Source organism: Pseudomonas sp. AAC, from assembly GCF_000725445.1.
Taxonomy (GTDB): Bacteria; Pseudomonadota; Gammaproteobacteria; order Pseudomonadales; family Pseudomonadaceae; genus Pseudomonas; species Pseudomonas citronellolis.
The window spans coordinates 56,040-68,967 of the sequence record NZ_KL647097.1; the positions used below are offsets into that span (position 1 = coordinate 56,040).

The 12,928-nt window shown below is 62.9% G+C and carries 10 protein-coding genes; 6 read left to right on the top strand and 4 right to left on the bottom strand.

All coding sequences use genetic code 11. From position 1 onward, the window contains the following. Nucleotides 1-237 precede the first annotated feature (237 nt). Nucleotides 238-660, bottom strand: a complete 423-nt coding sequence (locus tag FG99_RS13960) for a MarR family winged helix-turn-helix transcriptional regulator (protein WP_043271471.1) — start codon at nt 658-660, stop codon at nt 238-240. Nucleotides 661-929: 269 nt separating this feature from the next. On the opposite strand from FG99_RS13960, the gene FG99_RS32120 reads away from it, so the two are divergent. Genes FG99_RS32120 through FG99_RS13980 form a run of 4 tightly spaced genes read left to right on the top strand, consistent with a single transcriptional unit; the run spans nt 930 to nt 6,241 of the window. Continuing rightward, complete coding sequence (locus FG99_RS32120) at nt 930-1,463, top strand: CocE/NonD family hydrolase (RefSeq protein ID WP_043270459.1); 534 nt, start codon at nt 930-932, stop codon at nt 1,461-1,463. 38 nt (nt 1,464-1,501) lie between these two features. After that, on the top strand, nt 1,502-2,674 hold the full coding sequence (locus FG99_RS13970) for an IS4 family transposase (RefSeq protein WP_043270464.1): 1,173 nt from the start codon (nt 1,502-1,504) through the stop codon (nt 2,672-2,674). Nucleotides 2,675-2,677: 3 nt separating this feature from the next. Continuing rightward, complete coding sequence (locus tag FG99_RS13975; RefSeq protein WP_256204854.1) at nt 2,678-3,976, top strand: CocE/NonD family hydrolase; 1,299 nt, start codon at nt 2,678-2,680, stop codon at nt 3,974-3,976. A gap of 3 nt (nt 3,977-3,979) precedes the next feature. After that, a complete protein-coding gene (locus tag FG99_RS13980; protein ID WP_043270466.1) occupies nt 3,980-6,241 on the top strand; it encodes a CocE/NonD family hydrolase in 2,262 nt (753 codons plus the stop codon). Between the two features lie 78 nt (nt 6,242-6,319). Here FG99_RS13980 and FG99_RS13985 read toward each other — a convergent pair whose 3' ends face one another. Next, a complete protein-coding gene (locus FG99_RS13985) occupies nt 6,320-6,964 on the bottom strand; it encodes a TetR/AcrR family transcriptional regulator (RefSeq protein ID WP_043270468.1) in 645 nt (214 codons plus the stop codon). 303 nt (nt 6,965-7,267) lie between these two features. On the opposite strand from FG99_RS13985, the gene FG99_RS13990 reads away from it, so the two are divergent. Then, the gene (locus FG99_RS13990) at nt 7,268-9,571 is read left to right on the top strand and encodes a CocE/NonD family hydrolase (protein ID WP_043270471.1); all 2,304 of its coding nucleotides are present in this window, start codon (nt 7,268-7,270) and stop codon (nt 9,569-9,571) included. Between the two features lie 100 nt (nt 9,572-9,671). Then, nucleotides 9,672-10,229: a nuclear transport factor 2 family protein gene (locus FG99_RS13995; RefSeq protein WP_043270472.1), complete on the top strand. Its 558-nt coding sequence runs from the start codon at nt 9,672-9,674 to the stop codon at nt 10,227-10,229. 575 nt (nt 10,230-10,804) lie between these two features. Here FG99_RS13995 and FG99_RS14000 read toward each other — a convergent pair. After that, nucleotides 10,805-11,770 (bottom strand): LysR family transcriptional regulator, encoded by a 966-nt coding sequence (locus FG99_RS14000; RefSeq protein WP_043270473.1) that lies wholly within the window; start codon nt 11,768-11,770, stop codon nt 10,805-10,807. Continuing rightward, nucleotides 11,763-12,746 (bottom strand): LysR family transcriptional regulator, encoded by a 984-nt coding sequence (locus FG99_RS14005; RefSeq protein ID WP_051878843.1) that lies wholly within the window; start codon nt 12,744-12,746, stop codon nt 11,763-11,765. The genes FG99_RS14000 and FG99_RS14005 overlap by 8 nt, the downstream gene beginning before the upstream one ends. Between the last annotated feature and the right edge of the window lie 182 nt (nt 12,747-12,928).

Below are 12,928 nucleotides of genomic sequence, written 5' to 3' on the forward strand. Positions count from 1 at the left end.
ACTGCGGTACAAGGTGAAGCTAATCAATCAATGAAGGGATGTAAATCTGTACGGATTTCGTCAACCTGACCGCCAACGCGAAACGGGGCGATGCTCAGCGAAGAAGTAATGGCAGCGGCCATACAAGACTTGAACTAGCAGAAGGTGCTACTGGATTGGAGGCAGCACGAGGCGGTCAGGCTGCTTGGCCTGCTCGAGGAGTGGCAGGTGAGCCACAAGGATGGAGCAAGGCCGACTTCATACCAACGGCGCTGGCAGCATCTTTTCCAGAAGGCACTGCAACTGCGACAGCTCCTGCGAGGTGAGGTCGGCGGTGAATTCGCTCATTGCCTCGGCCCCCAATGTCGGAAGCAAGGCATTCAGTTCGCGCCCTTTCTTTGTCAGCACCAGGCGTATTTGGCGTAGGTCCTGATCGTCGCGAACCCGCAGGATCAGGTCCTTGCGTTCAAGGCGGCTCAGCATGCGGGTCATGGCCGCGCTGTGGATGGAGAGGTGCCGGCACAAGGCGACTGCCGTGTTTTCCCCGCTGCAGATCATCCTCAGGACCTTGAACTGCCCGGCAGTGATGCCAAACGGCAGCAGGTACCGATCCAGAACCCGGTCTTTCAGTGCCGCGCTCTGCCCGAGCAGCACTCCCAGGCGCACCAATTGCTCGCCCAGGTGCTCGTCGGGCCCCTCATACAGCACGCCGGCCCCTTCCAATGCGATCCCGTCGCCGGCACGACGCGTACGCACGGCATCCAGCGCTTTCTCCTGCGTGCTGCCCGGCCCGGGCCGCCGTCCATGACGTGCTGTGGAGGTGGTTTTCTTATCCATCGTCACTCTCTACATATTTCGCTCCGCATATATCAACACGTGTTGAATTAATTTGTCGACGGCCGTACCTTACGGAAACAGGTCCCGCAAGCCAAAAACAACAAGGAGCCAGCATGACCGACTGCCAGAAGATATTCGTGCCGTCCCACCCGCTACCGCCGGCCAGAACCGGTGTATTCACCGCCTTCGAGCCTGGTACCCGCACGCTGAAGGCTGGGTTCCAGGTCGCCCCGCAATTCCGGCCCATTCCGGTCGACATCGTGTTCGAAAAAGATGTGGCCGTGACGCTGCGCGACGGCGTGACCATCTACGTCGACGTGTTCCGTCCTGCTGGCACCGAGAAGGTGCCGGTGATCGTGGCCTGGAGCCCCTACGGCAAGGGCCAGGGCACGTCCATGAGCGTAATGGGCGTTTTCGGCCTGGTGGGACTGAGCAACTCGGTCGTCTCCGGCCTTGCCAAGTTCGAGGCGCCGGACCCGGCTTACTGGTGCGCACACGGCTATGCCATCTGCAACCCGGATGTGCGTGGCGTGGTGGATTCCGAAGGCGACAGTGTGCTCTGGGATCGCCAGGAAGGCCGCACTACTGTCCGGAATATTTTCGAGGGGGCGTCTGGAGGGCTTGCGGGGGCTGAAGGCACGGGTTAAACCGTTGAGCGCCAACTCAACCTCACAGCCCCCGCAAGATGTTCAGGATAAGCCGTTTTCACGATGTACTAAAAGCGCTGCCTCGCGGCGTCTTCGATCGACTGGTCGCCGAACACGGCGCCGACAAGCACAGCAAGCGCTTTGGCAGCTGGGATCACCTGGTCGCCATGGTGTATGCCCAACTGGCCGGCGTGAGCAGCCTGCGGGCGCTTGAAACCAGCTTCAACAGCCATCCCCATCAGCACTATCACCTGGGGACGGGCCCGATCCGGCGTTCCACCCTGGCCGATGCCAACGAACGCCGTAATACCGAGGTCTTCGCCCAGGTTGCGCACTACCTGATGGCGGGCGTCTGCCGGCAGTTACGCCGTGACGGGAAGGAACTGCTGTACCTGCTGGACTCCACCACGATCACCCTCAAGGGCCCTGGCTTCGACGAATGGACGCTGTCCAATCGAACCCGCTCCCAGGGGCTGAAAGTCCATGTGCTGTATGCCGAGCAGGCGGCAGCACCGGTGCATTGCAGCTTCAGCGCAGCCAACGTCAACGACATCGACGAAGGCCGGACGCTGGGTATCGAGCCACAGGCCACCTACGTATTCGACAAGGGCTATTACGACTTCAACTGGTGGGCGAGCCTGGATGCCCAGAAGGCCCGCTTCGTCACACGATTCAAGTCCAATGTGCGGCTCAAGGTCCTGGCCCAGCGCGAGGTTCCCCAGCAAGACCGGGAAACGATCCTGCGAGACGAAGAGGTGAACTTCTCCAACCGCAACCCAGGTGGCCGACGGCGTAATCACTACACCCAGCCCCTGCGGCGGATCCTGGTGAACCGCCCAGGCGATGAGCCGCCTCTAAGCCTGGCGACCAACGACCTGAGCAGCCCGGCGGCAGAAATCGCCGAGCGCTACCGGGATCGCTGGCGGATCGAGCTGTTTTTCAAATGGATCAAGCAACACCTGAAGGTCAGGCGTTTCCTGGGCCGTAGCGAGAATGCCGTGCGCATCCAGATTCTCTGTGCGCTGATCAGCTACTTGCTGCTGAACCTTTACCAACGCAGGACGGGAACGCGGCAAAGCCTGTGGATGCTGATGGTGGCGGTACAGGCGACGCTGTTTCAGCGTCCTGGTCTGGAGGCCGAACGTTACCGACGACGGCAGGAGCGAATACGCGAGATCAACCTGCGTCAGGGGCAGCTGTTAATAGCATGAGGCGTGCCGGACAGCAGTGAGGAAGGCCGTGACTGCCATGACCTGATCGAGTGGCTGGCCGAACAGAGCTGGTGCACCGGCAAGGTGGGCATGAGCGGTACCTCGTACCTTGCGGTGTCGCAATGGTTCACTGCCGCCGAGCAACCCAGGCACCTGGCGGCGATCAACCCGTGGGAAGGTGTCAGCGATGTCTACCGCGACCTGGTGATGCGCGGCGGCATGCCGGATACGGGCTTCGCCGGCCTGCTGCAGAACGGCAGCTTCTTCGGCAAGAACCGGAAAGAAGACGTGCTGTCCGAGGCACAGCGCTACCCGCTCATGAACGACCTGTGGGCCAACAAGATCCCCGACTTCGAGCGCATCACCGTACCCGCCTTCGTGGTGGCCAGTTACTCCAACACCCTGCATACCGCAGGCACCTTCCGCGGCTGGCGACGCATCGCCTCGAAAGACAAATGGCTGCGCATCCACAACAGCCAGGAATGGCCGGACTACTACGACGAAGCCAACGTGGAAGACCTGCGCCGCTTCTTCGACCGCTACCTCAAGGACCTGGACAACGGCTGGGAAAACACCCCCCGCGTGCGCTATGCGGTGCATGACTTCCAGGGCGGCGACCAGCTCAATGTGCCCGCGGACGCCTTCCCGCCCAAGGAAGCGGTCTCGACCAGACTGTACCTCGACGGCGGCGCGCGCACGCTGAGCGCCAGCGCCCCCACCGAGGAGGTCCCGGCGATTTACGACGTGGGCGCCAACCCCGACAGGGTGTCCTTCATCGCGCGCTTCGACAAAGAGACGCTGATGGTCGGCTACCCCAAGGCGCACCTATGGGTCGAGGCCCGCGGTTCGGACGATATGGATCTGTTCGTGCTTATCCAGAAGCTGGACAAATACGGCACGCCGCTGCAGCAGTTCACCGCGCATAACCAGAGCGCCAGGGTGCATGACCTGACCGACCATGGCGCCACCGTTCTTCGCTACAAGGGTTCGGATGGCCGCTTGCGGGTGTCGACTCGCCATCTCGATGAAACGCTGTCCACCGACGACGTCCCGGCCCACAGCTTCGACCGCGTGGAGAAGCTGGCGCCCGGCGAGATCGTGGACATCGAAATCGACCTGCTGCCCATCGGCCTGGCGTTCCACCCGGGCGAACAACTGCGCTTCATCATCAGCTCGAGCAACCTCTCGGGAACGCTGATGCCCGGCATTGCCGAATACGTAGGCGCCAACAGCGGGCAGCACGTGATTCACACCGGTGGGCAGCATGCCTCCTATCTGCAACTTCCAATCATGGCGGTCTGAACCATGAGTAACGCTCCTGCCCGCTCTCCGAGCCCCGTTCTGACCGGTGTGTTTGCCGGCCCCATTGCCGGGCTGAAATACCAGACGCCCACGCTGTCCGGTGTTACCAGCGCCACTGGCGAATTCCAGTACCGCGCCGATGAGGCCATTACCTTCCTGGTCGGCGGTATCGTGCTGGGCGCCGTAAAAGCCGCGCCGCGCTTAAACCTGGCGCAGTTGGCCAAGCGTGTGGACGGCAAGCTCGACAAGCTCCTGGACCCGTCGGTGACCAACCTGGCGCGCTTCGTCCATACCCTGGACCAGGAAGGCGATATCGAGTCGGGCGTCACCATCGCCCCCATCGTGCACGAGTTGATCGGCGATACGCCGATCAACTTCAGCCCCCCCGTGATGCCCATGGGCCAGGGTGGCGGCGGCGACTTTGCCGACGACCCCACCTTGCGCCAGATCCTCGACAGGCTGAACGCCACGCCGGGCGTCTTCACCGCCAGAACGCCGCGTACGCTGTGTTCCGCCGCCGCCAGCCGCAACGAATTGCGGCGCAATATCCGCGGCATCGTCAAGATGACGGATGTGCGCATACCGCTACGCGACGGCTCGTATGTCTGTGCCGATGTGTTCCGCCCCGCCGCCCCGGGCCGTTATCCCGTGGTGATGAGCAAGGGCTTCTACGGCAAGAGCTTCTATCACGACTGCATCTGCAACGAGGCCGACGTCCTGCGCAAGGAGGAAATGGAGGACCGCTATTTCTCCGGCAACCCGGATGGCGCCCAGTATGAAAACCACGAAACCGTCGATACCTCGGTGTGGGTGCCGGAGGGCTACGTCTGCATCCGCGTGGACGCGCGCGGCGTCTGCAAGAGCCCGGGCCTGCAAGCCCCCTTCAGCGTGCAGGAGGCCGAGGATTATTACGACGCCATCGAATGGGCGGGCACCCAGCCCTGGTCGAACGGCAACGTCGGCCTGTGGGGCATGTCTTACCTGGCCATGGCCCAGCACAACGTGGCCAGCCTGCAGCCCCCGCACCTCAAGGCAATGATCGCCCAAGGCACCGATTCGGATATCTACAACGAAGCCCTCTACGGCGGCGGCATCTTCGGCGCCGGCTTCTGGAACTGGTGGTGGAAGATCTGGTCCGGCAACAACCACTGCGGTGAGCGCCGCGAAACCGACTGGATGGCCCGCGCACTGGCCACGCCGTTCAACGACCCCACGGCCTACGGCCCCAACGGCAGCATCTTCATGCGCCCTGACATGAGCAAGGCCACCGCCCCGGTATGGATCGTCGGCCCTCAGGTGGGCGCCATCATCCATCAACTGGGCAGCAGCGAAACCTATATTCGCTCCACCGCCGCCAAGGCCCGGAAATTCGATTTTGCCGATGCCTGGTTCCCGGACTCCTACAGCAACAAGTCGATTGCCGAACACATGCGCTACTTCGACTACTGGCTCAAGGGCATCGACAACGGCGTGATGGACGAGCCCCCCGTGCGGGTGCAGGTGCGCACCGGCAACGGCGCCCATTTCGTCCTGCACGAAAACGACTGGCCTATCGCACGCACCCAGTACCGCCGCTGGTATTTCGATGCCCGGCCTTCAGGCTGGCAAAACGATGGTCGGCGCCCCAACGTGCTGCGCATCGGCGAAACCGCGCCCACCGAGCCAGCTCGCGCCGAGTACGACGCGCACCTCGACCTCGGTACCCCCACGCTCGCGCCTGCGGGCTCCAACGACGGCACGCCGCGCTGGTCCACGGGTATCTCGTTCGTCAGCGAACCGATGAGCGAGGACCTGGTGCTCGCCGGGTACATGAAGGTTGGCCTCTGGGTGGAATCGACCAGTTCCGACATGGATGTCTTTGTGTCGCTACGCGTGCTGGACGAGCAGGACCGGGAGATTCGCTATGAATCGGTGGTGCTCCCCGTGGACCCGGTCCACATCCACCCGGTTGGCCATGGCCTGCTGAAAGTGTCTCGCCGCAAGCTCGACGTCGAGCGCTCCACCGAGTACTGGCCCGTGCATACCCACCTGGAGGAAGACTCCGCGCCACTACGGAGCGGCGAGATCGTGCCGATCGAAGTCGGGCTCAACCCCAGCACCGCGCTGATCCGCAAAGGTTGCCGCCTGCTGGTGGATATTCAGCCCTATGCGCCGGCGGGGGTGCCGGTTCGCGCCTATGACAAGAGCTATCACGTCGACGCCGTGAACCGCATCTACACCGGCCCGCAGCATCCGAGCTACCTGCAACTGCCTATCATCCCGTAGAGGAACGAACCAGGGTGTCCGCCTAGCAAACAAGGCGGACACCCTGAGCACCGCCTGAAAACCTGCACACGGCAGCGCTTAGCCAGCAGCAGTCGTTCCCGCTCCGGCCGGCAACAGCATCTGCTGGATGGTCGGCGCAACCATGGCCACCAACGCCTCCCGGCCGATCCCGGCAAGCACCGGCACACCGATGATTTGCCGCCCGGTAACCACCCCCACCAGCATCGACAACGCCAGCCCCGCCCGGGCGCGGGCGTCCGGCCCAAGCGACTCGGTGCCCCCGGCCGTCAACCTGGACTCGATGTAGTCGCGCAGATGATGGCGCGCCTGCTCGTTCACCATCGCATTCCTGAGCATCGCCATTAGCGGCTCCGACTCCTCGGGCGCACCGTCCCAGGCCTGGAAAAAAGCGCGGACCACGCGCTCGCCCAGGTGCTCGTCCGCACGCTCGAACACCTCGCTCAACTTCTCCAGCGCCGACTCCGGGATATTCATGACGGCGGCAAAGAGTTCGTCTTTCGAGCGAAAGAGCTGCATCACCATGGACACGTCAACGCCGGCATCGGCCGCCACGCGCCGCATGGTAGTCGCGGTGAATCCATCGCTGGCAAAGCGCGCCCGCGCCGCATCGAGCACTCTCTGCCGGCTATTGCCCGAGCCCGCCGGGCGCCCTGGTTTGCGCCCTCGCCTTGGCGCTGCTTTCGATTCTTCTTGAGTTGTCATGGCGTCGCTATTTCAGGTTCTTCGCCACCGCGAAAAACGGAATGTTCAGTTGAGGGTGTCGGTAGATAGGCCGGCGCGAAACATAACAACCCCTGCGTTCAACGGCCATCCCACCCTCGTTGATTTCACTACGACCAGGCCCGGAATCTGCGCGCTGTGCCGGACCGCTATCGGCTCGATCGGTGGTGCAGCTGCAGCTTAAAGCAATTTACTCAACACGTGTTGAGTTTATTTTTTGCACGACCTACACTCGCGTCGCTACCCCAGGCAATACCCAGATCTGCACAACAAGAGGACCTCGTCATGAGCAGTACCCCGCAGACATCCAGTAGCACGCTGCGCACCGGCATTTTCTCCGGTCCGGTTGCCGGGCTCAGGTACCAGACGCCCACCCTCAGTGGGCTGACCAACGAAAAAGGCGAGTTCCAGTACCGCGAGGGCGAACGCATCGCCTTCCTGCTCGGCAACACCCCGATCGGATCGGCCCCCGGAGCGCTCCGCATCAACCTGGCGGAAATCGTCAGCCGCGTAGACGGCAACATCAACAAACTGCGTGATGCCGGGCTGACCAACATCGCACGGCTGCTGTGCTCGCTCGACCGCGACGGCAACCTGAACGGCGGCATTGCCATCGACCCGACGGCCCACGACATTCTCGGCAAGCAGCGCATCAACTTCCGCCACGACATTTCCTTTGCCGGCCTTGCGTTGAACCCTGTGCTCGAGTTCGAGCAGGACCCGGTGGTCGCCACGCTGCTCGCCGAGCTTTCGGCCGCTGGCGTGTTCACCGATCGCACGCCGCGCACGCTGTGCACCGCGGCGACTGCACGCAACGAAGTGCGCCGCCACATCCTGGGTATTCTGCGCTTCAAGGACGTCAGGATTCCGCTGCAAAACGGCTTGTACGTGTACGCGGATGTGTTCCGCCCGGCCAAGCAAGGCAAGTTCCCGGTCATCATGAACTGCGGCCCCTATGGCCGGGCGTTCTACCACCACTCGATCGCAGACGACGCCGACTTCGATGCCCATGAGGAGATGGAGGACCGCTATTTCCACGGCAATCCGGATGGGCAGGTGTTCGAGAATCACGAAACGGCCAATACCGTGGACTGGGTTCCGCACGACTATGTGCTGGTACGCGTGGATGGCCCCGGCTCGGGCAAGAATCCGGGCACCCTCGCGCCCTTCGGCATCGAAACGGCCGAGGCCTTTCGCGATGCGATCGATTGGGCCGGCGTGCAGCCATGGTCCAACGGCAATGTCGGGCTATGGGGCATGTCGTACTACGCGATGAGCCAGCACGCCGCCGCCAGCCTGGAGCCACGGCACCTGAAGGCGATGATCGCCATCGGCACCGATGTGGATCTGTACGACGAAGTGGCCTATACCGGCGGCATCCTCAATGAAGAGTTCTTCACCCACTGGTACCGGGCCGGGGTGCTGGCCGCCGTGTGCGGCGAGCCCAATGCGGTCGACTTCATCGGCATGCTCAAGGCCGCCACCTTCCGGGATTCGGACACCGCGGCAGCCTTCGGCCCCCGCTCCACGATCCTGATGAGCCCGGACATGAGCAAGGTGAAGGTGCCGCTCTGGGCCGTCGCCTGCACCACCCACATGGCGCACTTCCACCAGTTGGGCAGCAGCGAGGCGTACCTGGCCACGAACACCAGGTCGAAGAAAATCGACTTCTGGGAAGACTGGTTCACCAAGCCCTATTCGCGAAGCGCCATCGCCGATCACCGGGCGTTTTTCGACCATTGGTTGAAAGGCATCGACAACGGCATCATGGACAAACCGCCCGTGCGCCTGGAGATCCGCAGCGGCAATGGCGCCTCCTACATCCAGGAGGAAAACGAATGGCCCATCGCCCGAACCACCTACCCCCGGTGGTTCTTCGACGCCACACCGGCGGACTGGCAGGGCGATGCCTATCGCGATGACTTCCTGCGCCTGTCGCTGACCCCGCCGACCGTCTACAGCCAAGCCGACTACAGCGCTGAAATTCCCCTGGAACTACGCACCGGCATGCCGCCCTGCTTCCTTCCCGTCAAACCGCCGGAGGTGCTGGAAATCTGGAGAACGGGCATCTCGTTCATCAGTGAGCCGATGCAGGAGGACATGGTGTTCGCCGGTTATGGCAAAGCGAAACTGTGGGTGTCGTCCACCAGCGCGGACATGGACATCTACCTCAGCCTGCGCGTGCTCGACGAGGCGGGCCGGGAAGTCGACTACGCCGGCCCGACCACCATGGGCATGAACGTGCCCAACTACCCGCTCGCCAAGGGTTGGCTGAAAGTCTCCCATCGCAGGATCGATGCAGCGCGCTCGACCCACTACACGGTCAAGCATACGCACCGCCAGGCCGACTACGCGCCCCTCGAAAGCGGCGAAGTGGTGCCGGTGGAGATCGAGATCATCCCCAACACCGCGTTGATCCGTAAGGGCTACCGCCTGCGGGTGGACATCCAGCCCTTCGATGGCGTCGACCACGGCCCCCGCCACGGCTATGACGCGAGCTACCACGACGGCGCGCGGAACACGGTCTTCACCGGGCCGGATCGCCCGGGCTTTATCCAGCTGCCCATCGTGCCGGCGAAAGGCGCGTAAACGCCAAGTCTCGCTTCGATAGCAGGTCGCGGGCTGGCTTGAACACGAGCCCGCGAATCGAAAACCGCACGTCCAATAACAATGAATACAGGAGCTCATCATGACTCTCGAAGAACTTGCCGCACGCACCGAAATTCACGATGTACTGCTGCGCTATTGCCGTGGCCTCGACCGGATCGACATGTCGTTGGTCCGTGGCGCCTTCCACAAGGATGCCTACATCCACTTTCCCGAGAGCCTGCATGTCGGCGGGGCCGAGGGCTTCTTCCAGTTTCTGACGGATGAAATGCCCCGTTTCAACCGGACCCAGCATTTCCTCGGCAACAGCCTGATCGAATTCGACGGTCCCGAGATCGCCTATGTCGAAACCTATCTGCAGGCCGACCACGCCGCCTCCGAGCGGCATCACTGGAAAGGTGAAACCGTTAAATTGTGGGCACGCTACTTCGATAGATTCGAACGTCGCGACGGTGTCTGGCTGATTGCCGAACGCCGCCTGATGGTGGACCTGATGTACCGCTACCCCAACAAGGAGAACTGGTTCGACGATCATCCGGACGCCTCGGGCAGCCCGCGCGACGGCACCGATCGCGTACTGCGCAAGGTGGCCGGTTTCTCCGGTACGCCGATTGCGGAGAAATCCCTCAAGGACGCTTGAGCCACGCAAGCAACTGTCCTGCCGGCTGCGCCGGAGCGCTTTTCGTAGGATGGGTCGAGCCTTGGCGAAACCCATGCGGCCATGGCGATGGGTATCGCTTCGCTCAACACCATCCTACGGGAGCCCCTCTTGCCAGGCAGGAGCAACTGTCCTGCCGGCTGCGCCGAAGCGCTTTTCGCAGGATGGGTCGAGCCTTGGCGAAACCCATGCGGTCGTGGCGATGGGTATCGCTTCGCTCAACACCATCCTACGAAAAGCCGTGCTCGCTCATGCGGTAGGAGACCTTGTCCGCGATAACCGGACGTCCCGGCGCGATTCGCGGATGAGATCCGCTCCTACGCAACCCCACCCACGCCATTCCTCTGTAGGAGCGCGCCCTGCGCGCGAATCGCGGGCAGGGCCCGCTACAATTCCAGAGAGGTACGGTCGTAGGAGCAACTGACTTGCCGGCTGCGCCGAAGCGCTTTTCGTAGGATGGGTCGAGCCTTGGCGAAACCCATGCGGCCATGGCGATGGGTATCGCTTCGCTCAACACCATCCTACGAAGCGCGATGCTTTTGTACGGTCAAGTCAGTTCAAGAGGTCACGCTTGAAGTGCCCATCTGAAAGGCGCTGAGCAGCTGGATATGCTCCTGGGTGACCTCCTGGATAGCCCGAATGGCTTCCAGCATCAGCGGCGAAGGCGTTGCCCGGGATGGCTGCACCAGCAGCAGCTCCAGGGTCAGGCCGGCGCCGGAAAACGGGTTGAGCCTGAAGTCCCGCTCTGCTGGATCCCCACCGACGTCATGAACGAATAGCAGGCCGGGAAGAATGGCCATCCATTCGCTTTGCCGGATCAGGTCCAGCGTCGCCAGCACGGCATCGAGCTGGTAGTTCGGCCCCCGCCCCGCCGGCACGTCCAGCTGCGAGCCGCTCCACTGGGCATGCTCGCGGCTATCGGGCGCCAGGAGCTTCAGCCCCGCCAGCTTGTCGAGCCCTATGGCCTGGCCATGCTCGAAGCCGCTGGCATGGGTGATGGACGAAACCAGGAATGCCGGCGTGGCGGCAAAGACCGTGGTGCTCAGATCCGCCGGCAGCGGCGAGATCGACGGGATGATTGCAAAGTCGAGCTCATTGGCCCGCACCCTGTCGATCAGCATATTGCTGGGGGCGTCGATCACGGCGATGGAAGCGTTGGGGTTCTGCTCCATCAGGCGCAGGTAGGCCGGCGCCAATTGATAGGTCGCCAGGGTGGCCGTCACGCCGAATCGCACTTCGCCGGAAAGGCCGTGCTCAAAGCTGCCCAGTGCCTGCAGCGCCTTGTCGTTGGCAGCCAGCACCTGCAGGCAATGCTGATAGAACGCCGTGCCCGCCGCGGTGGGCTCTACCGCTTTCTGGCGGTCGAACAGCTGCACGCCCAGCCACTCTTCGAGCTGCTTGATGTGCTGCGAGATGCCCGACTGGGTGGCGAACTCCCGCGTCGCCGCGGCGGTGAAAGAGCGTGTCTCGTACACCGCCACGAACAGTTGCATCTCCCGCAGGCCGGGCAGCGACTCAGTCATGTCGAAATGCGCTCAGCGAAGGGGGACCGAGGCTGCGCACCGGCTCGCCATGGGCGATGCGGATCGGGATCGCGTTGATCTCCTCGGTGGCCTGCTTCAACAACTCGATAAAGTTCTGGGCAACCGTGGCCAGGGGTTTGCGCGCCGGCTCCACCAGCAGCATCTCGTCCCAGAGAATGGGATCGGCCAGGGGGTTCAGGGTGAAGCGTCGACGGCGCAGGTCATCGGCGATGAAGAGCCCGGAAATAATCGCCGTCCAGTGGCTGGAGCGCACCAGGTCCATGGCGCCCAGCATCGACTCGAACCAGTTGAGCCGCTGCACCACCTTGACCTTGTGGTCGATCAGGTACTGCTCCAGCAACGGCCGTCTGCCAACGGGCAGCACCAGGTGCAGGTCCTCGATCTTGCTCAGGCGAATCGGTTCGCAATGGGGCAGGCCCGAGTCCGGCGAAGAAACCAGGAACGCCGGTGTCCTGTTGAAGACCGATATGCCCAGCCCACTGGCGCCGCCGGCTTCGTAGGACATGCGCTGGGTGATGGCGAAGTCCAGCATGCCACGCCGGACGGCTGTCGCCAGCACGCTGCCGGTGCCTTCGGTCAGTTGCACGGAAACATTGGGATAGGCCGCTTCGAAAACCCGCAGCGCCCGGCTGAATACCGAGCGGGTCATGGTGGGGATCATGCCGATACGCAGCGTGCCAGCGGCAGGCTCCGCACGGTGACCGACCGCGTTGCAGGCACTCTCGTGCAAGCGCAGCAGTTGCACGCACTGCTGGTAATAGGCATGGCCGGCTGGCGTTGGAACGATCGCATGGTCACGGGAAAAAAGCCGTAGGCCCAACTGGGTTTCCAACTGCCTTACGTGTGCGGAAACGCCGGACTGGCCCAGGCCTTCGCGACTGGCGGCGACGGTGAAGGAGCCTTCCTCGTACACGGCAACGAACATGCGGATGTGCATCAACTTCGGGAGCATCATGCGCTGGACCGTCTCTTATTGTTCTTTGCCACATGGCATTAACGAACTGCAGGACGTTGGTACTTTATCCACATAGGGAGGCGCTTGCCAGGCCTGCCCGGGTTGGTCGCAGGACTACCCGCAGCGATCGCCTGCATTGCACAGGCGAGGTGTACGAGCCCTGAATCCCGGCAGAGAAACGG

Coding starts and splice junctions, on each gene's coding strand:
- FG99_RS32120 (WP_043270459.1), top strand. CDS start 930: ATGACCGACTGCCAGAAGATATTCGTGCCGTCCCACCCGCTACCGCCG.
- FG99_RS13970 (WP_043270464.1), top strand. CDS start 1,502: ATGTTCAGGATAAGCCGTTTTCACGATGTACTAAAAGCGCTGCCTCGC.
- FG99_RS13980 (WP_043270466.1), top strand. CDS start 3,980: ATGAGTAACGCTCCTGCCCGCTCTCCGAGCCCCGTTCTGACCGGTGTG.
- FG99_RS13985 (WP_043270468.1), bottom strand. CDS start 6,964: ATGACAACTCAAGAAGAATCGAAAGCAGCGCCAAGGCGAGGGCGCAAA.
- FG99_RS13990 (WP_043270471.1), top strand. CDS start 7,268: ATGAGCAGTACCCCGCAGACATCCAGTAGCACGCTGCGCACCGGCATT.
- FG99_RS13995 (WP_043270472.1), top strand. CDS start 9,672: ATGACTCTCGAAGAACTTGCCGCACGCACCGAAATTCACGATGTACTG.
- FG99_RS14000 (WP_043270473.1), bottom strand. CDS start 11,770: ATGACTGAGTCGCTGCCCGGCCTGCGGGAGATGCAACTGTTCGTGGCG.
- FG99_RS14005 (WP_051878843.1), bottom strand. CDS start 12,746: ATGATGCTCCCGAAGTTGATGCACATCCGCATGTTCGTTGCCGTGTAC.